The sequence below is a fragment of the Niameybacter sp. genome (genome assembly GCF_036655075.1).
GTDB lineage: Bacteria > Bacillota > Clostridia > Lachnospirales > Cellulosilyticaceae > Holtiella.
This window is the reverse complement of the sequence record NZ_JAVVQU010000019.1, coordinates 18,570-39,274: the sequence shown is the minus strand read 5'-3', so window position 1 is coordinate 39,274 and position 20,705 is coordinate 18,570. Positions and strand designations below refer to the sequence as shown.

Annotated in this window: 18 protein-coding genes; 14 read left to right on the top strand and 4 right to left on the bottom strand. The window is 37.9% G+C overall.

Going from position 1 to position 20,705, the window contains the following annotated elements:
* Both RRY75_RS07010 and RRY75_RS07005 read left to right on the top strand, forming a co-directional pair.
* A complete protein-coding gene (locus tag RRY75_RS07010; RefSeq protein WP_332527320.1) occupies positions 1–573 on the top strand; it encodes a xanthine phosphoribosyltransferase in 573 nt (190 codons plus the stop codon).
* A gap of 152 nt (positions 574–725) precedes the next feature.
* On the top strand, positions 726–1,433 hold the full coding sequence (locus tag RRY75_RS07005; protein WP_332491871.1) for a hypothetical protein: 708 nt from the start codon (positions 726–728) through the stop codon (positions 1,431–1,433).
* Between the two features lie 211 nt (positions 1,434–1,644).
* Here RRY75_RS07005 and RRY75_RS07000 read toward each other — a convergent pair whose 3' ends face one another.
* Positions 1,645–3,165: a hypothetical protein gene (locus RRY75_RS07000; RefSeq protein WP_332527321.1), complete on the bottom strand. Its 1,521-nt coding sequence runs from the start codon at positions 3,163–3,165 to the stop codon at positions 1,645–1,647.
* 152 nt (positions 3,166–3,317) lie between these two features.
* Here RRY75_RS07000 and glgB point away from each other — a divergent pair, with 152 nt between their 5' ends.
* Complete coding sequence (gene glgB, locus RRY75_RS06995) at positions 3,318–5,528, top strand: 1,4-alpha-glucan branching protein GlgB (protein ID WP_332491867.1); 2,211 nt, start codon at positions 3,318–3,320, stop codon at positions 5,526–5,528.
* Between the two features lie 73 nt (positions 5,529–5,601).
* Positions 5,602–6,150, top strand: a complete 549-nt coding sequence (locus tag RRY75_RS06990; RefSeq protein WP_332491865.1) for a hypothetical protein — start codon at positions 5,602–5,604, stop codon at positions 6,148–6,150.
* 133 nt (positions 6,151–6,283) lie between these two features.
* Here the strand turns inward: RRY75_RS06990 and argH are convergent, their stop codons facing one another.
* Both argH and RRY75_RS06980 read right to left on the bottom strand, forming a co-directional pair.
* A complete protein-coding gene (gene argH, locus RRY75_RS06985; protein ID WP_332491863.1) occupies positions 6,284–7,657 on the bottom strand; it encodes an argininosuccinate lyase in 1,374 nt (457 codons plus the stop codon).
* A 41-nt stretch (positions 7,658–7,698) separates the two neighbouring features.
* Entirely contained in the window at positions 7,699–8,913 is a 1,215-nt protein-coding gene (locus RRY75_RS06980) for an argininosuccinate synthase (protein ID WP_334309707.1), read from the bottom strand.
* A gap of 248 nt (positions 8,914–9,161) precedes the next feature.
* Between RRY75_RS06980 and RRY75_RS06975 the strand changes: the two genes are divergently transcribed.
* From RRY75_RS06975 to RRY75_RS06940, 8 genes are all read left to right on the top strand, one after another.
* On the top strand, positions 9,162–9,914 hold the full coding sequence (locus RRY75_RS06975) for a YesL family protein (protein ID WP_332491862.1): 753 nt from the start codon (positions 9,162–9,164) through the stop codon (positions 9,912–9,914).
* 70 nt (positions 9,915–9,984) lie between these two features.
* Positions 9,985–11,265 carry an O-acetylhomoserine aminocarboxypropyltransferase/cysteine synthase family protein gene (locus tag RRY75_RS06970; protein WP_332491860.1) on the top strand — a complete coding sequence of 427 codons (1,281 nt, stop codon included), beginning with the start codon at positions 9,985–9,987 and terminating at the stop codon, positions 11,263–11,265.
* 56 nt (positions 11,266–11,321) lie between these two features.
* Positions 11,322–11,660, top strand: coding sequence for a YHS domain-containing protein (locus tag RRY75_RS06965; protein WP_332491858.1), 339 nt, complete (start codon positions 11,322–11,324; stop codon positions 11,658–11,660).
* Positions 11,661–11,746: 86 nt separating this feature from the next.
* Entirely contained in the window at positions 11,747–12,550 is an 804-nt protein-coding gene (locus tag RRY75_RS06960) for a divergent polysaccharide deacetylase family protein (protein WP_332491856.1), read from the top strand.
* Between the two features lie 50 nt (positions 12,551–12,600).
* Entirely contained in the window at positions 12,601–15,504 is a 2,904-nt protein-coding gene (locus RRY75_RS06955; protein WP_332527325.1) for an insulinase family protein, read from the top strand.
* A 130-nt stretch (positions 15,505–15,634) separates the two neighbouring features.
* On the top strand, positions 15,635–16,399 hold the full coding sequence (locus RRY75_RS06950) for an SDR family oxidoreductase (RefSeq protein WP_332491853.1): 765 nt from the start codon (positions 15,635–15,637) through the stop codon (positions 16,397–16,399).
* A gap of 10 nt (positions 16,400–16,409) precedes the next feature.
* Positions 16,410–16,970 carry a hypothetical protein gene (locus RRY75_RS06945; protein WP_332491851.1) on the top strand — a complete coding sequence of 187 codons (561 nt, stop codon included), beginning with the start codon at positions 16,410–16,412 and terminating at the stop codon, positions 16,968–16,970.
* Between the two features lie 13 nt (positions 16,971–16,983).
* Positions 16,984–17,958 carry an RluA family pseudouridine synthase gene (locus tag RRY75_RS06940; RefSeq protein ID WP_332491850.1) on the top strand — a complete coding sequence of 325 codons (975 nt, stop codon included), beginning with the start codon at positions 16,984–16,986 and terminating at the stop codon, positions 17,956–17,958.
* A 12-nt stretch (positions 17,959–17,970) separates the two neighbouring features.
* Here the strand turns inward: RRY75_RS06940 and RRY75_RS06935 are convergent, their stop codons facing one another.
* Positions 17,971–18,819 (bottom strand): hypothetical protein, encoded by an 849-nt coding sequence (locus RRY75_RS06935; RefSeq protein WP_332527326.1) that lies wholly within the window; start codon positions 18,817–18,819, stop codon positions 17,971–17,973.
* 70 nt (positions 18,820–18,889) lie between these two features.
* Between RRY75_RS06935 and RRY75_RS06930 the strand changes: the two genes are divergently transcribed.
* Positions 18,890–19,426: a Holliday junction resolvase RecU gene (locus RRY75_RS06930; RefSeq protein ID WP_332494073.1), complete on the top strand. Its 537-nt coding sequence runs from the start codon at positions 18,890–18,892 to the stop codon at positions 19,424–19,426.
* Between the two features lie 41 nt (positions 19,427–19,467).
* Positions 19,468–20,688: a glycosyl hydrolase gene (locus RRY75_RS06925; protein ID WP_332527327.1), complete on the top strand. Its 1,221-nt coding sequence runs from the start codon at positions 19,468–19,470 to the stop codon at positions 20,686–20,688.
* The last annotated feature ends 17 nt before the right edge of the window (positions 20,689–20,705 follow it).

Below are 20,705 nucleotides of genomic sequence, written 5' to 3'. Positions count from 1 at the left end.
ATGCAAGTTTTAAAAGATAGAATTATATCAGAAGGTGTAGTAAAAAGTGGGAACGTTTTAAAAGTAGATAGTTTCTTAAATCATCAAATGGACATTGAGCTTTTTGATGCAATGGGGGAAGAGCTTAAAAGAAGATACAAAGATGATAAGATAACAAAAATCTTAACGATTGAGGCATCAGGTATTGGTATTGCCTGTATCGTAGCAAGACACTTTGGTGCACCTGTTGTATTTGCCAAAAAGTCAGAGTCTAAAAACTTAGACGGAGATCTATACACAAGTCCTGTATACTCATTTACTCATAAAAAAGAATATATGATTCGTGTAAGTAAAAAGTTTATTACAGCAGATGACCGAGTACTTGTCATTGATGATTTCCTTGCAAATGGAAAAGCACTTATTGGACTTTTGGATATTTTAGGTCAATCAGGTGCGACAGTAGTAGGCGCTGGTATTGCCATTGAAAAAGGGTTCCAAGGTGGTGGCGATGCACTAAGAGAACAAGGAGTAAGAATTGAATCGTTAGCCATTGTAGAAGAAATGGGTGAAGGATTTATCAGATTTAGAGACTAGTAAGAAGCACGGCCCAAGTGTAGTATGTTCAAAAAGTGGTATTCTTTAAGTTTTAGGAATACCACTTTTTAAATGAAATAAATAGAAAAGAGATGGAAAAATATGGTATACTGTTCGTAGCGAACCAATGATAAGGGTATAGGAGGGACGTTATGAAAAAAGTGGGCAAGTTACAGATGGGTATAGGCAGTGTTTTGGTAGTTGTTCTAGTCTTTAGTGGGTGTCAAGCGACTTATAGCAAGGCAGCAGGAATGGAGGTGACACCACCTGTTCTGGTACAAGAAACAACTGTGGAACTAAGTGAGGCGCAAATGGAGACATTTTCTAACCAAGTGGCAGAGCAAGTGTTTGATAAAGTTCAGGGGATAGTGCCACCACAAGTTAGGGAGGAAATTGTACAGGAGCATCAACCTGAAGTAAGTGGGGAATATGACATTCAGCAAGAAATAATCAAAGCGGCGGAAGATATAAGCTTCCTTGATACGATGCATGTATTTAGGCAACAAACTTGTGTTATAGGGGAGAAGACCTATAGTATTGAAGGTTATAGTGAAGCCCAGATGGATGAGCAGGGAAAGTTTATGTTAGATGATGGACAAAGATGGGCAATCATCATAAGAGAAGGCGAAAAAGTCTACCCAGTATATGGGCCTAAGTATAATCAATTAGGGCAGATAGAATATACGACTTATCTAGATGAAGAAAATGGCTTACATATTGTCGTGTACGATATACAAGGTGCTGGGATGGCGATCACAGAGTACAGCTTTGATACAAAAGAAAAAGCATTTGTAGGGAAATTAGTTTATGAAGCATCCAATATCAATTACTTTACCTCAGACATTGAACTTGCACCTTAAGGGGAATAGGTGTAGGGGTCGATAGTCTATCATGCACCAGGACAGGTGAAGACCTTATTAGACCATTTTGGTTGGGAGGACATGGGATGGATGGGGAAGATACGCCCATGGAAAAGTAAATCACTGTAGATCACTTTAGGTTGATAGAAAACAAATAGAAAAAGACGTATCTTGGAGTAAGAATGCTCTAAGATACGTCTTTTCTATTTGTTTAGTGATGGTCATGTCCACAAGAGCAGTCGTGACTATCGTCATGATGTCCGTGTCCACCACAACACTCGTGGTCATCGTCATGGTGCTCATGGCCACAGCCACAGTCATCACCCTGTTCTTCTGTGTCATATAGTGGGCTATCATCATAGTAGTCGTATTCTGCATCGTAAGGTACATAGCCTTCTTGTGGGCCACCTGCAAGTGTCTCAAAGTAGCCATTTTCTTCAAGGATGTTACTTAAGTACATCATGGTAAAGAGGTTACGCTTAGGATCAGCTACGTTTTGGAAGCCTTGCATAATGTATTTGTAGAAAGTTTCTTCATTCATAATGAATGGAACAACAGACATGAAATATTGCATACGAAGCTTGCGTGCTACAGGGTCCATGGTACCAAGACGATTGCGTAAGTCACTGATAAAGTTTTGAAGAATGTGCATTACTTCTTCAGAATAAGGTTTGTGCTTACTTGCATCAAAGCCGAAGACATGACTTACAGACATACTGATGTAAGTTTGCATAAGTGTGAAGATGTGGTCTCTTGTACGTGATTCACAAGCTTTCTTGTAAATTGGGTAAATTTCTTCTTTTAAAGTGTTTACACGTTCAGGGAGAGACTCAAGGAAAATTTCTTTATCTTCACTATCATTTAAGATGTTTTGGATGGTACAGAATAAGTCATAGAAACTTACGTGTAAGTCTGTTAAAGATTCGAAAGTCAATGCATCAAAGATTAAAAGGTTACCAAATGTACAAATCATATGGTAAAGGTTTTGAATGAGGTCTATAGCAAAGTCGATGGTTTCATTTGTAAGGTCAGCTTCTTCGAAGAACTCTTCAGCGTCTTCAAGTTCAGCTAAGTCATCTAGACTGTGGCGAATGTCGTTGAAGCTTTCACCATAGTTTTCATAAAGACGCCCATCAAAGAGTTGAAGTAAGATATTTGAAAGGAAAGCTGCACTTTCAGGTGTGTCGTCAATATTGACTTTAGCAAGACTCTTTTCAACGTAAGCTACAAAACTTTCTTTGGTCATACGCATAGGGATGTATGGCAATAAGTGAGCGGCACGTTTTTGACGATTAAGCGTTGTTTTTTCTGCAAATACAAAAGTGCTACAATCTTTAGCAAGAAGTGAGAAATCCATAGTTTTGGCATCTTCTTCTGTAAGGTGGTAGTCCTCATAAGTGCTTTCATGCATAGAACTTTTTAAGTTATATAAGGAAGTAAGCTGCATGAGCTCTCTTTTATAGGCATTTAAGCTACGGTATTTTTCTTCTAAAGTTGCACGGTAGCTTACAAGGTTTCTTGCATAAGTTTCTTTGTACTCATCTTCACCACCTAGAAGGCTTGGAAGTGTGACAAAGAGGGTTTTCATCTCTTTTAAAATGCCTGCTACATCTTTGTCAAAGTACTCAAAAGTAGAAGTACAAGGGTTTTTTAAAACATTTAAATAATCCTCAATCATAAAGATATAGGAATAGGAAATGGCAGCAAAAATTGATTTTTGATTTTTATCCATGGGTTATGTTCCTTTCAAGGTTTATGCTCTATTAAGAATATACAATTTAGGCCGAAGTTGCAAGTCCAATTCTAGTAACAATGTAAAAATATGGATAAAATTATTGTAATTTTTCGCAAAAGTAGTTAGAATAGTGTTAAGGAGTGATAAAAATGGAAAAATTTAATTTTTTAAATCAAGATTTAGTGAGCAGCCTGATGAAAGGTGAATGCAGAGCACCCCATTCCTTACTTGGACTACATACATACACTATAAAAGGGAAAGAACAACTTACAGCATGTATTCATATGCCAGGCGCAGTAGATGTTGCTATTGCACCACTTGAAGACAAACAAAAGAGGTACAAGCTTGAGCAAGTCAACGAAGAAGGATTGTTTTTTGGTATGATTCCCCGTAGAAAGAATCATTTTAAATACTGGGTATTTTGTGAAGATGCAAGTGGGAACCGATGGGAGTATGTGGATGCTTATTATTTTGGGGATTTGCTTACAGCAAAAGATATACAATTGTTACAAGAAGGTACGCATTATGAGTTATATAAGAAATTCGGGGCACATTTTACTACTTTGGAGGGGATAGAAGGTGTACTTTTTGCAGTATGGGCACCAGAAGCCAAACGTATCAGCGTAGTGGGGGACTTTAATTTATGGGATGGTAGAAGACATACTATGCGTTTTATCCCAGAAGTAGGGGTATGGGAAATTTTTATTCCTGGCTTAAAGTCACTAGATTGTTATAAATATGAAATTAAAACAGCCTATGACACTGTCATTTATAAAGCAGACCCTTATGCGACCATGAGTGAGCTAAGACCTAATACAGCATCTTGCGTTTGTCAAGAAGAAGGGTATAAATGGCATGATAAGAGATGGGTAGACCGACGTAAGAAGAAGGCTTGGCACAAAGAGGCTATGTCTATTTATGAAATACATATGGGTTCTTGGAAGCGTCATATAGAAGATGGTAGGTTCTATACATACCGAGAACTTGCAGATGACTTGGTGGAATATGTAAAAGATATGGGCTACACCCATGTTGAGCTTATGGGCGTAATGGAACATCCCTTTGATGGATCTTGGGGTTATCAAGTTACAGGATACTTTGCACCTACAAGCAGATTTGGAACACCGGAGGACTTTAAATACTTTGTAGATGTGATGCATCGCAATCAAGTAGGGGTATTGCTAGACTGGGTACCTGCCCATTTCCCTAAAGATGCTTTTGGCCTTGAAAAGTTTGATGGAAGTGCCTTGTACGAGCATTATTCACCCATACAAGCTAACCATCCTCAATGGGGTACGCTCATTTTTAATTATGGGCGAAAAGAAGTGTGTTTATTCCTTATCAATAGTGCCTTGTCTTGGTTTGACCGCTATCATATTGATGGGCTAAGAGTGGATGCAGTAGCTTCTATGCTGTACTTAGACTTTGGACGAGAACCAGGTCAGTACATCCCAAATCAATATGGTGGTCGTGAAAACTTAGAAGCAGTAGACTTTTTGAAAAAGCTTAATACTGTGGTCTATGAGAAGCATCCAGGAATTGTGATGATTGCTGAAGAATCAACAGATTGGGTAGGTGTGACCCAGCCTGTCGACCAAGGCGGGCTAGGATTTGGCTTTAAGTGGAACATGGGGTGGATGAATGACTACCTTAAATACATAGAGACAGACCCACTTTTTAGAAAATATGAGCATAATAAAATAACCTTTAGTTTGATGTATGCTTTTAACGAAAACTTTATCTTGCCTTTCTCTCATGACGAAGTTGTACATGGAAAAAGTCCTATGATTTATAAGATGAAGGGGGACGAGTGGCGTCAGTTTGCTAACTTACGTGCGTGCTATGGCTATATGTTTATGCATCCAGGGAAAAAGCTCCTCTTTATGGGGAATGAATTTGCACAGACTAATGAGTGGAGTGAAGACAAAGAGTTGAACTGGAGCTTGTTGCAGTATGAACCACACAGACAAATTCAGCAGTATGTCAAAGATTTAAATCATCTTTATCAAGATGAGAAGTGCCTTTGGCAACTAGATGATACTTATGATGGGTTTGAATGGATTGATTGTGACAACAAAGACTTAAGCCTAGTTGCCTTTATTCGTAAAGGTAAGAAAAAGGGGGATGAACTTGTTGCCGTTATTAACTTTACACCAGCGGTCTACGATGGATACCATATTGGGGTCAATCATCCAGGGACTTATGAAGAAATCTTATCTAGTGATGATGTGAAGTATGGTGGAAGTGGTAGGGTCAATGGGTGTTTGAAGACACAAGAAGGTCGTTGTCATGAAAAAGACCAGTATATTAGTGTGAATATTCCACCTCTCGGTATGAGTGTATTTAAATTGGACAAATAATTATATAATATTTTATATCATTCTGTTTAAAAGATACCAATTAGGTAATACTTTTACTAAAGGATGTGAATAGATGAGAGGATTAAAAATTAAAGAAAATGTAACTTGTGGCACCTTAAGTGTCATACAGCTAGAGACCCAAGATGAACTTGCCGAGTTTCCTATAACTGACTTAAGCGTATTTTTTAAATGGCTTAAAAACTATGAAACTGGACTTAATTATATAAGCATACCTATGAGGGAGTGCTATGCAGAGATGATTTACATTTTAAGGCCTCAGACATTGATTGTATTAGAGCCGGATACAGTCTATGAAGCCTTTAAGCTTATGTTTGGTACAGATGCCTATGCTTATATGGAAGAGACTGCAGCCACTTTTTTTACGGCTAATAAGAACGACATGAGTTGGGATATGCCAAGCTTTTTTAAGCTTTTCTATAGTGCCAACTCTAGGAAAGAAGCACTGACTATTTATAACCATTGGCAAGAGGTGATTCCACTAAACAATAGTAGTTTTTGCCAAGTGCTAGAAGTATTTGAACAACACTTAGATGAAATCCTTAACTATTTTAGTCTTATGGAGGCAACCCATAAGGAAGAAGTTGCAGAAATTTTCTCCTAAGTAATAGATGAAGCCTCATAAAGTATAAGTTGTTCCTATAAGCAAAAAAGGTCTAAAACTAGAAACTAGTTTTAGACCTTTTTTAGAACTCAATTGTATAATAGCCTTTTGGTGTCATAGAAATAATAAGTGCTTATACGCCTAAAAAGGCTTCGGCAGATTCTAAGTGTGCCATAACAGCTTCTTTACTTGGACCACCTTTAACTTTACGTTCGTTGACACAAGTCGCGAGAGAGATTGCTTCATAAATATCTGTTTCAAAGATTGGGTGGATCGCTGTATACTCTTCAAGGCTTAGGCTTTCTAAGTCTTTGCCATGAGTTACACAGTAGAGTACAAGTTTACCAATCACTTCATGGGCGTCACGGAATGCCATCCCTTTTTTGACAAGGTAGTCAGCAGCATCGGTGGCATTAGTAAACCCACCAGAGGCTGCTTTGTACATGGCATCTTTACGTATAGTCATAGTATCTAGCATGGCTGTGAAAATAGGCAAGCACATTTTGATGGTATCAATCGCATCAAAAGTACGTTCTTTGTCTTCTTGCATATCCTTATTATAGGCTAGAGGAAGGGACTTCATTGTAGCAAGTAGTCCCATTAAGTCGCCATAGACACGACCACATTTGCCACGTACCAGCTCAGCAATATCAGGATTTTTCTTTTGTGGCATGATGGAGCTACCTGTACTGTAGGCATCATCAAGTTCAATGAAGTGGAATTCATGGCTACTCCAAAGGATGATTTCCTCGCTAAAGCGGCTTAAGTGCATCATCATCACACTTAAGTTGTAGAGGAGGTCTAAGCAGAAGTCACGGTCAGATACCCCGTCAATACTGTTAGCACATACTTCTAAAAAGCCAAGCGTGTTGGCTACCTCCTCACGGTCAAGAGGATAAGTTGTTGTAGCAAGGGCACCACTACCTAGTGGTAAGCTACTTGTCATATCAAGAGTGAAACTAAGCTTTTTGTAATCTCTTTTAAACATTTCAAAGTAAGCCATTAAGTGATGGCTAAACGTGATAGGCTGTGCACGCTGAAGATGTGTATAGCCTGGCATGATGGTTTCTGTATGGTCTTTTGCCACTTTGATAAGGACACCCATAAGATTATGAAGTAAGTCACGAATAGAGAGAATCTCTTCCATAACGTAAAGACGCATATCTAGTGCCACTTGGTCGTTACGACTACGACCGGTATGCATTTTTTTGGCCACTTCACCAATACGTGAAATGAGGAGCGTTTCAATATTCATATGAATATCTTCAGCTTTTTCGTTGAAGGTTACATTTCCTTGTTCAATAGCTTCTAGAAGAGAGAGGAGCCCTTCTTTAATTTGTAAGGCTTCCTCCTCTTTGATAATAGATCGTTTGCCAAGCATCATCACATGTGCGATGCTACCTATAATATCTTGTTTGTAAAGTCTTGAGTCAAAAGAGATAGATGAATTAAAATGGTCTGTTAAAGCATCGGTTTCTTTTGCAAAGCGTCCGCCCCAAAGTTTCATAGTCAGGCCTCCTTCTAATGTATCATTATGCTGTATATTGATTATTTGTTTTCTTTATGACGAGCTTTCATGAGTGCACGCACTTTAAGTGGAAGGCCATAAAGGTTAATAAATCCTGTTGCATCATTGTGGTCATACAAATCACCAGTTGTAAAGCTTGCAAGGTTTTCACTGTAAAGTGAGTATGGAGATTGGCTACCTTGTGAAATGACATTTCCTTTGTAAAGCTTAAGTTTAACTTCGCCAGTCACCACTTTTTGTGTACTTGTTACAAAGGCGCCAAGTGCTTCGCGGAGTGGTGTGAACCATTTTCCGTTGTAGATAAGGTCTGCGTATTCAAGGGCTACATTTTGTTTGAAACGGTAAGTTTCACGGTCAAGTGTAAGGTGCTCAAGTTCTTCGTGGGCTTTGTAAAGAATGGTACCACCTGGTGTCTCATAAACACCGCGAGACTTCATCCCAACTACGCGGTTTTCTACAATGTCTTCAATACCAATACCGTTAGCACCACCGATTGCATTAAGTTTTTCAAGAAGTGCAGAAGGATCCATGGCGACACCATCTAAATGAGTAGGGACGCCTTCTTTGAAAGTTAAAGTGATACAAGTTGGCGTGTTGGGTGCTTGTTCTGGAGAGACACCCAGTTTGAGGATTTTGTCATAGAGTGGTGCATTCCAAGGGTCTTCAAGGTCAATCCCTTCATGAGAGATGTGCCACATGTTGCGGTCACGGCTGTAACTGTCATCCTTTTTCACAGGCACTTCTAAGCCACGTTCTTCAAGGTAAGCAATTTCTTCCTCGCGTGAAGAAATGTCCCAAATTCTCCAAGGTGCAATGACTTTAAGGTGTGGCGCAAGAGCAGCAATGCCAAGTTCAAAACGAATTTGGTCATTTCCCTTACCGGTACATCCATGACAAATAGCTACGGCATCTTCTTGTAAAGCAATTTTAACAAGGGTTTTGGCGATGACAGCACGTGCAATAGAAGTCCCTAAATAATATTTAGACTCATAGATTGCTCCTGATTGAATCATAGGAAAGACATAGTCTTTCATAAACTCATCTTTTACATTTTCCACATAAACCTTGCTAACACCCATGCTTAAGGCACGTTCTTCAAGTCCTACAAGCTCTGCATCTTGCCCTACATTGATACAAACAGCAATGACATCGTAGTCATAATTTTCTTTAAGCCAAGGAATGAGTACAGATGTATCTAAACCACCAGAGTAAGCCAAAACAACTTTTTCTTTCATAATCAATCTCCTCCATCATTCAAATATTTGTAATATATATAATTATCTATGTATAATTATACATAGATAAAATTAAATTTCAAGTATTATTTAAACTAAAGTTTAAAATACTATACTTATTATAATTTCTACACATAAATGCCTTAAAATACTAAGGTAGAGTTGTAAAACGTGATAGAAAGATAAGTGAAAATGTAGTATAATACACACATCACTTTACACAACAGTATGACTAGGAGGTTTTAACAGTGAAAATATTTGATTTAGATGGTCCAGTGTACCGCGCAGGGACTGAAGTTGCAGATTTACTCATCCTAACTTTTTATTGGGTTATTTGTAGTTTACCCGTTGTGACAATAGGTGCTTCTACAACAGCCGTTTTCTATGTGTATGGAAAAAAAATAAGAGGTGAGGATGCTTATGTGACCAAAGACTTCTTTAAAAGCTTTAAAGAAAACTTACTTATATCTATTCCAATTACACTTGGAATCGGATGTCTTTGGCTTTCATGCTTCCTTTACCGTATGCTTTTAATGAGCATGGGCAAAACACCTTCATTTTTATTAACAGGTTTTGCACTCTTTTTAATTCTTGAGACTTGTATTATGACCATTTATGTTTTTGCTATTTTATCTCGTTTCCATATGAAAGGCTTTAGCGTTTTTGTAACAGCTTTTATACTTTCACATAAACATTTAGCAACAAGCGTTATTATGGTAGGGCTTGCAATTTTAGTACAATATGCAACACTTATCTTCCCATTGATGTTATTTGCAGGACCAGTGCTTACGATTGCACTTTGTTCTTTCTTTATTCAAAAGAACTTCACACTTCATATTAAAGCAGCTGAAGAAGTAGCTAAACGTAGCGAAGAGTCTGAAAATCAAGAGTCAGAAGAAGATGATGAAGATGCGTACGAAGATGAGTATGAAGAAGATGAAGAAGCAGAGGGTGAGGCTTTGGAAGATGGAGAAGATAAATCTTTCTTAAAGTATATATAGATAAGAGTATAAATTAAGGAAGTATAAAGAGAGAAAATAGAGATTTTTACAGAAGAAAAGGGGATATCATATGAATAATAATTGGAGAATTGAAACCAAAATGATTCAAGCAGGCTATGAGCCTGGAAATGGAGAACCTCGTGTGCTCCCTATTTGCCAAAGTACAACTTATAAATATGAATCTACAGAACATGTAGCAAAACTATTTGACCTTGAGGCACCAGGTCATATGTACACACGTATTAGTAATCCTACAGTAGAAGCATTAGAAAGTAAGATTAATGCACTTGAAGGTGGTGTTGGGGCACTTTGTACATCTTCAGGACAAGCAGCAAGTATGGTAGCAGTCCTTAACCTATGTGAGGCAGGAGACCACTTAATTTCACTAAGCACAATTTATGGCGGAACATACAACTTATTTGCGATCACGTTTAAAAAGTTAGGGGTAGAAGTAAGTTTTGTTTCACCTGATGCAACCCAAGAAGATGTGGCGGCACTTGTAAAACCTAATACAAAAGCTATTTTTGGAGAAACTATTGCCAATCCAGCTTTAAATGTATTAGATATTACATATTGGGCAAATATTGCACATAGCCACGGTCTTCCACTCATTGTAGACAATACTTTTGCGACACCATACCTGTGTAGACCGATTGAACATGGTGCGGATATTGTCATCCACTCTACAACCAAATATATGGATGGACATGCAACCAGTGTAGGCGGTGTCATTGTAGATAGTGGGAAATTTGACTATACCAATGGAAAATTCCCAGGTTTTACAACAAAAGATGAGTCCTATCATGGCTTAGTTTATACAAAAGCTTTTGGTAAGGCTGCATATATTACTAAAGCTAGGGTACAATTTATAAGAGACATGGGAAACTGTATGAGTCCACAAAATGCCTTCTTAACCCACTTAGGTATTGAAACCCTTCATTTACGTATGGAAAGACATAGCGAAAATGCATTAAAAGTAGCACAGTTTTTAAAAGCACATCCACAAGTAGAAGCTGTAAGCTATCCAACGCTTGAAGGCGATAGTCAATATGACAAAGCGCAAAAGTACTTACCAAAAGGTGCAAGCGGTGTCATTTCCTTTAATATTAAAGGGACAAAAGAAGATTGCGTGAAATTTATGGATCGTTTAGAACTTGCAGCTATTGTAGTACATGTTGCAGATGCCAGAACGGCAGTGCTTCATCCTGCAAGTTCAACACATAGACAAATGAATGATGAAGACCTTAAAGCATGTGGCATTAGTCCAACCCTTATTCGTTTAAGTGTAGGCATTGAAAATGTAGAAGATATCATTGAAGACTTAGAAAGAGCGTTCTCATATTCAAAATAAATTCATATGATTGAGGTAGAATGGCATTATTTCTAATAGAGAAAGGATCCTATGAAATGGAAGTTATTGTTGAAGTAATATTTGATTTGATGCTTGTGATGATGCTCCTTAGCTTATTTAACTTAATACGCTATACTATCAAAATAAGAAAAGTCATGAAAATGCATAAAGATAATCCTAACATTCGAGGCATTTCCATTGTCAATGGTGAGATTAAAGTAATAGAAAATATGCCAAATACTGAACAAATTGCAGAAGAAAAATCAAAAGATTTAGTAACGGACCCTATTTGTGGAACAGAACTTTTAAAAGAAGATGCCTATCGTATCTTAAAAGATGGGAAAGAATATTTCTTCTGTAGTTGGGAATGTAGAGAGAAATTTTTAGCACATTAAGAAAAAACACTTGTTGAAAAACAAGTGTTTTTTTTGGCTTAAAAACACATACTAAAGCATAATGGACTAAAAAAGAGGCGATGAAAATGAAAAAAATAATTAAAGGTATATTGATGATGTTTGGCGCATTAACTGTAGTAATGGGACTAACTTTGCAAGCTGAAAGCTTAGAAAGTACCAAGGAGGAAGGCGTACCTAAGAAGGTGTATATGGCAGTGATTATTGATGATTTTGGTAATCAAATGGCAGGGACAGATGCTATTGCAAACTTGCCTATTCCACTAACAGGTGCTGTCATTCCTGGCATGCCCTTTGCTAAAGAAGATGCTAATACCCTCCACGCAGCTGGCAAAGAAGTGATTATACATGTTCCACTAGAACCTATTAATGGGAAACCTAATTGGTTAGGCCCTAAAGGAATTACAACAGGTATGGGCGAAGAAAAGGTTAAAGCCAATTTAGAAGATGCTCTAGAAGAAATACCTTATGCTGTAGGGATGAACAACCATATGGGATCTCGTGCAATGCAAAGTAAGATGATTGTAAGCACCATGATGGACTTTGCCAATGAAAAGGGCTTTTACTTTGTAGATAGCAAGACTTATGATAACAAAATCGCAGCAGCTATTGCCGAAGAAAAACATACGACCTATATGATGAGAGATATCTTTTTAGATAATACACCAACTACGGAACATGCTATAGGGCAATTACAAGCTGCCTTAAAAGTGGCAAAGGAAAAAGGATATGCGATTGTGATAGGTCATGTAGGCCCTCAAAAGGGACCTCATACTTCAGCGGCTTTAAAAACAATGATTCCTAAGTTACAAGCAGAAAATGTAGAATTTGTAACGGTTAGTACATTAATTGATAACTTGCGTGCACAATAGAAAAATGATACACTTGTGTCTATAAATAAAACAAGAATAAGGAGAATGCTATGGCCCAGAATGTAAAAGGATATACCCTTACTCAATCTGAGTATATTAAAGAAATAGATTGTACTGTAAATATCTATAAACACGATCGTACTCAAGCACAAATTTTGTATTTAGAAAATGATGATCCTCATAAAACCTTTGGGATTGCTTTCCGTACCCCACCTCATGATAGCACAGGTGTACCTCATATTATTGAACACTCTGTACTTTGCGGGTCACGTAAGTTTCCTTTAAAAGACCCATTCATTGAACTTTCAAAAGGGTCACTTAACACCTATCTTAACGCAATGACTTATCCAGATAAGACCATTTATCCTATTTCAAGCCAAAACGATGCCGACTTCTACAACTTAATGGATGTTTATTTAGATGCTGTATTCTTCCCTAATATTTATAAAAGTGATAACATCTTGATGCAAGAAGGTTGGCGCTATCATATTGAAGAAGTAGATGCACCACTAGAGTATAAAGGTGTTGTTTACAATGAAATGAAAGGGGCATTCTCTTCACCAGAAGAAGTGGGCTTTAGAAAGATTAAAGAAGCTCTTTTCCCAGATAACACCTACCACAACGAGTCAGGTGGCGCACCAGAAGCTATTGTAGATTTAAGCTATGAAGACTTCTTGGCTTTCCACAAAAAGTATTACCATCCATCTAACAGCTATATTGGACTATATGGTAACTTAGATATCGAAGAAGTGCTCACCTTTATGGAACGTGATTACTTAGCACACTTTGACTATCAACCAGTAGAGTCTAGTATAGAAGACCAAGCACCATTTGAAAAAGTGAAAGAAGTGACAACTTACTACTCTGTCACAGAAGAAAAACCAAATCAACTTTATGTATCTTACAACTGTGTAACTGGTAAGACTGTAGACCGAGAGCTTATGGTAGGTCTTGCAATTTTAGAATATGTACTGCTTGAGACACCAGCTTCCCCTCTTAAAAAAGCCCTTTTAAGTGAAGGCATTGGAGAAGATGTATTTGGTGCTTTCCAAACCCATTTAAAACAACCTATTTTTAGCATTATGGCGAAGAACGTAGGCGAGGACAAAAAGGCACGTTTCTATGAAGTCATAGAAGAAACGTTACGTAGCGTAGTAGAAAAAGGTATTTCAAAATCTCTTTTAAATGGTGCCCTTCAAATCAAAGAATTTGAGCTTAGAGAAGGTGACTTCAAAGGTTACTCCAAAGGTCTCCTTTGGTACATTGGAACGATGAAAAGTTGGATCTATGATGAGGACCCTACGATCTATCTTAAATACGAAACTTTACTTGAGGGCCTAAAAGCTAAAAAAGACACTGGGTATTTTGAAGCGCTTATTGAGACTTATTTATTAAACAATACGCATAGTGTGAAAATGACCATTGAACCTAAAGTGGGATTAGATGCCGTTATTGAAGAAAAAGTTAAAACAAAACTCGCTAAAATTAAAGACTCTTGGAGTCCGGAAATGCTTCAAGCTTGTATTGATAAAACTTTAGCTTTTAACGAGGCACAGCAAACACCAGATAGTGAAGAAGCCCTTCATACTATTCCACTTTTAAAAAGAGAAGAACTAGATCAAAAAGCTATGTTCCCACGCTTTGAAAAAACAATTAAAAACAATACAGAATATATTGTAAGCCCACTCTTTACCAACCAAGTGGTCTACCTTAACCACTTTATTGACTTAGAAGGCGTACCAGAAGAAAGCTTGCCTTATTTAGGAATGCTTGTAGGGATGCTCAGTAAGCTAGATACCAAGTCCTATGCTTATGAAGACTTATCTATGGCTATTGATGAGCACCTAGGTGGCATTCAGTTCCACATACAAGCATTACACCAAGTACAAACACGAGGCGACTATAGAAAGCTCTTCGTAGTAAAAACAAAGGCTCTCTTTGACCAATTAGAAGACCAAGTGAAACTTGTTCATACAATTATGAATGAAACAAGCTTTGAGGACAAACGCCGTATCCGAGAAATCATCAAAGAGATGAAGTCTATGATGGAAATGTCCTTAAGCAGTGAAGGTCATAAAATTGCCTATGGCGTACTTCTTGGAAGCTTTAGTGAAGCAGAATACTTTGATGAGCTGACAAAAGGTCTGATCTTCTATAAGCAAGTCTGCAAGATTGATGAAGAATGGGAAATCAATCAAGACCAAGTCATCGCCAGCTTAAAACAAGCTTATAGTTACTTTATGAACCATAGCCGCTACACCATTGGTTTGACAGTGGATGAAGGGTTAGTAGAAGCATGTAAAGCTGCTGTAGAAAAAGGCTTAAGTCAGTTAGAAGCTACACCTATTGAAAAGGTAGAACTGACCTTTAATCCTCGTGTTGTAAGAGAAGGCCTTATCTATCCAGGGAATGTCAACTACGTGGCGATGGGCTATAACTTTAGAAAATTAGGATTTAATTACCATGGTGGTTATATGATGCTCAAAACGATTCTTTCTATGGATTACCTCTGGAACGAAGTACGTGTTAAAAATGGTGCGTATGGCTGCTTTGCTGATTTTAGAAAGAGTGGAAACATGTTCTTTGTTTCTTACCGTGACCCTAATGTGGCTAAAACTTTAGAAATCTATAGAAACTTACCAAACTATGTAGAGAACTTAAAGTTGAGTGAAAGAGAATTAGTTCAATATTTAATTGGAACTATTAGTGGAATGGACTTCCCCTATACGGCTTCTACAGAAGGCTATACAGGGCAAGTGTATGCTCTTGTAGGTACTACAGAAGAAGATATTCAACAAATCCGTGATGAAATCTTTACAACAAATAATGAAACACTCAGAAGTTTTGCAAAAGCAATTCGTAAAGTTCTGGAAGAAAATGAATATTGTGTCTTTGGAAATGCCACAAGTATCGCAAATAACGATAGTTTGTTCGATACTACTGTCAGTCTTTAGAGAAAATGGTTGAAAAACACATAAGTTTGATAAAACTTATGTGTTTTTTTAACAACAGCTTCTTTTCATAGCAAAGGTTTTTTGGTAGAATAGGAACTAAAGCACTAAATCGTTCAAGGAGGTGTAGGATATGGATTTTTCAAATAAAGTCGTGGTCATTACAGGGGCTGGTCAGGGAATAGGTGCCTGCACAGCAGTTGAGTTTGCAAAACGAAAGGCAAATGTCATTATCGTAGAACAAGATGAAGAAGCTGGACATGAAGTTGAAGCACTTATCCAGGAACAAGGTTTAGATGCACTGTTTATTAAGACAGATGTAAGTGAGGAACAGTCCGTTAAAGAAATGGCTTTTAAAGTCGCTGAACGCTATGGGAAGATAGATATCTTAGTGAATAACGCAGCCATTCAGACCTCAGGAAATTTGTTTACAACCACGATAGAGGACTTTGAAAAGGTACTGCGTGTCAATGTAACAGGCGCCTATATGTGTACCAAGTACTGTGTACCCTATATGATGAGTGAAGGTGCAAGCATTGTAAACATAGCCTCCACACGTGCAATGATGAGTGAGCCGAATACAGAACCTTATTCAGCTTCAAAAGGGGCACTGTTGGCACTCACCCATTCACTAGCAGCAAGTCTAGGACCTAAAATACGTGTGAATGCTATAAGTCCTGGATGGATTGAAACCAATGGCTGGAAGAAAAAGAAAGATAGAAAGTTTGTAGCACTTAGAGAAAAAGACCATGTGCAGCATTTAACAGGCCGAGTAGGGGTGCCAGAAGATGTAGCACAGGCTATCCTTTATCTAACAAACGAAGCAGCAGGGTTTATAACAGGGGCAAATTTTGTAATAGATGGTGGCATGACCGTTAAAATGATCTATGAAGAGTAGGGGGATACCCATGATCAAACAATCTAAAGACTATATTAAAGAAAAAAAGAAACAACATTTCATAAAAGCTATCGTATGGGCACTTGTGATTATCGCCATTGTAACAATCGGCTATTTTTATAATAAGACTAGTGCAAGTTACTTTACTGTTGCAGCAGCAGTCCTTTCGCTACCTGTAGCGTTGCATTTGACCAGATATTTTGCCTATGGTAAGTATCAAGACCCTCAACACAAACATTCTCAGATGCTTGACCAGATGAAAGGCAGTTTTGATGTCTACCATGGTGCAATCATTCCTGATTCTACTCTAACTTTATATATAGAGCACATTGTAGTGACATCAAGAAACATCTACTTTATAGGTAAAAGCCAAGAGATGTTAGCACAGGCAAAGCCTGTTTTGAATTTAAGAATGCGCAATAAAGGTATGGAAGAGGCAAAACTACATTATATTTATGCTGAAAATGGAAAAGCTATTAAAAATGCAACTGTTCGTATAGAACGTGATGCATGTTTTACAAGTGAAGCACTAGAGCAAAATACGAAAATTATTGATGGCATGTTAATGTAAATAGGAGTATACCATGAAAGAAGTGGCAATTAATCCATATGAGGCCGGACAAAGATTAGACAAGTTCTTATTAAAATATATGAATAAATGTCCAAAAGGTCTTCTCTATAAATGGATGCGAACAAATAAAATTAAATATAATGGAAAAAAGCCAAAAGGAAGTGAACTTCTTGCTGAAGGTGATCTCATCAAAATCTTTTTGCACGATGAGCAAATAGAGGAGATGCAAGAAATGAAAGCAATAGGGAAAAGTCCAATTCATTTTAAAACGGTTTATGAAGATGAACATATTTTAATTGTGGACAAACCTTTAGGCCTACTTACCCAAAAAGATAAGGCAGATGGACATAGTTTAGCAGAAGAAGTACAATATTACTTGACGTCAAATGGGTCTTATAACCCTGTGCATGCAAATGGCTTTATTCCAGCACCATGTAACCGTCTTGACCGTAACACAGCAGGGATAGTTCTTGTTGGGAAGCACTTAAAGGCAACACAACAAATTAGTCAAATGCTTAAGACTAAGCAAATCTCTAAGTATTACATGAGTATTGTACTTGGGCGCATTACAGAGCCTATGGTTCTAAAGGGATACCATATTAAGGAAAACAATAAAAACGAAGTGAAAATTGTAGAAGAATATGTAGAAGGGGCTAAGCCTGTAGAAACACGTATTTTACCACTTCAAAGCAATGGGCGTTATACCTTGATAGAAGTACAGCTTGTAACAGGGAAAACCCATCAAATCCGTGCCCATTTAAGTCAAATAGGGCATCCTATTATTGGAGATCCTAAATATGGAGATGCTTCTGAAAATGAGTACTTCAGAAATAGTTACGGATTAGCATATCAAGTTTTATGTGCATACAAAATTAAATTTGAGCTTTGTGAAAGTGTATTTGACTATATGGAAAATCGCGTTTTCACTGTAGCAGCACCAAAAATATATAGTGAGATTTGTGTAGGCGAAGGCCTCATAGGAAGTTAAAGTGGCGAAGCTCTAAGCATAGAGTTTCGCCACTTGTTTTGCTAGGAATAAATCATTGGTGTGGAAGCAGATTTTAAGGGCATTGAAATAGGCCCCTTTAAAGAGTGAGAGCTTCAACGCATCGTTGTCGGTAGAGGCAAGATAACGATAGAGTGTAGCCCGGTCGTTATCGCAAGCTGCAATATAGAGAGCCGCCTCTATGTAGTTGTTGTCATAAGCCTCAAAGTCTGCAATGAGTTTGCACGTTTGAGCTATCAAAATCTCGTCATGAAGTCGTTTGGCACATTCTAAAGCGGAGTAATAGTCTCCAAGGGCCGTAAAGAGGCGAAGGCTATCATGGTAGGCACGCTTAAGATAAAGGACAATGGCCACTTCTTCTACTTGGCGTAGGCCAGACAGCTTATCTAGTGGGTCTTGGCACTTGTAGAAAGTTTCAAGAGCATTGATATACTGATGGTTTTCCAGCATACAGATACCAGCTTCATAGTAGCAGTCACATTTTCTATAGAGTTTGGTTGCCAAATACGGATTGAAATAGCGATAGAAATAAGCTGCTTTTTTATCATTATGATGGGACAAACATATGGCGGCACCTTCTTTGTAATAATGGTGCTTGTCCGCAATTTCAAGTGCAACAGAGGTGTCTCCTAGTTTTTCGTAGCAATAGATGAGGGAACGATAAGCGTGACATTTCTTGAAACAATAGATGGCTTTATTATAAGCTTTTTGTCTAGTATAGAGTCTGCCTGCTAAGTAGTAAAGGTGGTTGCGTTTAAGTTCTATAGCTTGTTCCATAGGTGTCAAATGTAAGAAGCGAAACTTTGTCAAACAACACTTTAACAAAAATAGGATAAGATGCATAAAATCCCCCTTTCATGCTCTACTTCTATTTTACCAAAAAATTACAGAAAATCAAGAAAAGAGGAAAAAAATGGGATATTGGAATACAAGAGGTTTAAGGGGAAGCGTTTTAGAAGAGACGATTAATGTTACTAATGAAAAGTATCGTGAACTTCATTTAGCAATGATTCAAAAAATACCTACACCCATTAAGCCTATTACTATAGATAAGGCCAAAGGGGTTATTACCCTTGCCTATTTTGACCAAAAGAGTACAGTAGACTACATAGGCGTAGCTCAAGGCACATCTATTTGCTTTGATGCCAAAGAAACGACTAAAGAGGCCCTTCCTCTTGCCAATGTACATCTCCATCAGATTGAGTTTATGGAGGACTTTGAGCGTCAAGGAGGGGAATCTTTCTTGATTGTATACTTTAAGAAGTATGATCGCTATTTTCTACTGACCTTAGGGGTGTTAAAACACCATTATCAAATTTCAGCTGGTGGGGGACGTAAGTCGATTTCCTATTCAGCATTTGACCCAGAATATGAAATTTTTATAGAAGGTGGCATGTATTTGAACTATTTAAAGCCACTTGCTAAGTTTATTGATAGTAAAAAAGTATAGAAAATTAAAAAAATGTCTATAATCCCTATGAGGTGAGAAGAATGAAGAAAATACTCATAGGGTTTTTATTATGTACAGTCTTACTTGTAGGCTGCAATCAAGATATTGTAAGTGAACCTGTATTAAATCAAGATACGATCCTCACTTCTAATTGTGAGGAGAAACTCGTTGATTTATATATTCCAGCCCATGTAGAGCGGGGACTTTTAGAGCCTAATCAGGGCATTTATACAGGTGCTTATGTGGAGAACAACTTAGCACTAGATCATGATATGAAGAAGTTTGAAGATTTAGTTGGGGTGAAGCAAGCTTTTCGAGTTATGCAATATCAAGGCTCAGCGGATGTTACAAGTAGACAGTTGCTAGAGTGTCTTGCTAATGGCCAAACGCCCTACATCAAGGTGATGATGAACAGTGATTATGACACCACACCTATTTACCACTTAGTGAGCGATTTGAAGACTAAGTATAAGATGCCTATCTTTATAGAACTGTATCCTGTAGATGGAGAAGTAGGTGATCCAGAGGCTTATAAGGCTTACTATAAGACGAGCTATGAATTGATTAAGAAGCATTTAGATCAAGCTGTAGTGGTGTGGAGTATAGATGTCGAGCAAGTGGAGCAATATGTGAGTTACTATCCAGGTGGCAATATGGTAGATTGGGTAGGGCTCAATGTCTATGTGCCTCAGTATGTATCAGGTGTGGCCTATGACACCGATTTTAGGACAGGGATTGATTTGTGGTACAAGACTTTCCAAGCAGAGAAGCCTCTTATGCTGTCAGGCGTAGCTGTTTCACACTTTTCTCGTGTAGACCATACGTATCAGATTAGCGAGGCGAGTAGCTTACTCAACTACTTCTATGAGACGGTGCCAAAGGCTTATCCACGGGTACGTGGTATCCTTTATATCGATGTAGATATGGCAGAAGTCAGTAAGAATGGAAAAGAAGACTATACTCTCTCAAGTCAAAAGGACTTAGTAACTACTTATCATCAACTTGTCAGTGAGGGAGATTTCTTAAGTGAAGTAGAGGCGTATACAAGCGGACAGTTGAGCCTACCTATGAAATATACAGTACCTGTACTGGATGTGGAAGGTGACTACTACATTTCCAGAGACTATGCTTATGCCTTGTTCAATACGCTAGATCTTCGTAAAATACAGTATTTAGACTACACAGATGGTAACCGCTACTATCAAGTAGAAAGCTTAGTAGAAGCGTACAACACAAAGCACCTAGGCCCTATGCATGAATAGGGTTTAGGTGCTTTTGT

Coding starts and splice junctions, on each gene's coding strand:
- argH (WP_332491863.1), bottom strand. CDS start 7,657: ATGAAACTTTGGGGCGGACGCTTTGCAAAAGAAACCGATGCTTTAACA.
- RRY75_RS07005 (WP_332491871.1), top strand. CDS start 726: ATGAAAAAAGTGGGCAAGTTACAGATGGGTATAGGCAGTGTTTTGGTA.
- glgB (WP_332491867.1), top strand. CDS start 3,318: ATGGAAAAATTTAATTTTTTAAATCAAGATTTAGTGAGCAGCCTGATG.
- RRY75_RS06945 (WP_332491851.1), top strand. CDS start 16,410: ATGATCAAACAATCTAAAGACTATATTAAAGAAAAAAAGAAACAACAT.
- RRY75_RS06935 (WP_332527326.1), bottom strand. CDS start 18,819: ATGCATCTTATCCTATTTTTGTTAAAGTGTTGTTTGACAAAGTTTCGC.
- RRY75_RS06990 (WP_332491865.1), top strand. CDS start 5,602: ATGAGAGGATTAAAAATTAAAGAAAATGTAACTTGTGGCACCTTAAGT.
- RRY75_RS06925 (WP_332527327.1), top strand. CDS start 19,468: ATGAAGAAAATACTCATAGGGTTTTTATTATGTACAGTCTTACTTGTA.
- RRY75_RS07000 (WP_332527321.1), bottom strand. CDS start 3,165: ATGGATAAAAATCAAAAATCAATTTTTGCTGCCATTTCCTATTCCTAT.
- RRY75_RS06940 (WP_332491850.1), top strand. CDS start 16,984: ATGAAAGAAGTGGCAATTAATCCATATGAGGCCGGACAAAGATTAGAC.
- RRY75_RS06965 (WP_332491858.1), top strand. CDS start 11,322: ATGGAAGTTATTGTTGAAGTAATATTTGATTTGATGCTTGTGATGATG.
- RRY75_RS06980 (WP_334309707.1), bottom strand. CDS start 8,913: ATGAAAGAAAAAGTTGTTTTGGCTTACTCTGGTGGTTTAGATACATCT.
- RRY75_RS06955 (WP_332527325.1), top strand. CDS start 12,601: ATGGCCCAGAATGTAAAAGGATATACCCTTACTCAATCTGAGTATATT.
- RRY75_RS06960 (WP_332491856.1), top strand. CDS start 11,747: ATGAAAAAAATAATTAAAGGTATATTGATGATGTTTGGCGCATTAACT.
- RRY75_RS06950 (WP_332491853.1), top strand. CDS start 15,635: ATGGATTTTTCAAATAAAGTCGTGGTCATTACAGGGGCTGGTCAGGGA.
- RRY75_RS07010 (WP_332527320.1), top strand. CDS start 1: ATGCAAGTTTTAAAAGATAGAATTATATCAGAAGGTGTAGTAAAAAGT.
- RRY75_RS06970 (WP_332491860.1), top strand. CDS start 9,985: ATGAATAATAATTGGAGAATTGAAACCAAAATGATTCAAGCAGGCTAT.
- RRY75_RS06930 (WP_332494073.1), top strand. CDS start 18,890: ATGGGATATTGGAATACAAGAGGTTTAAGGGGAAGCGTTTTAGAAGAG.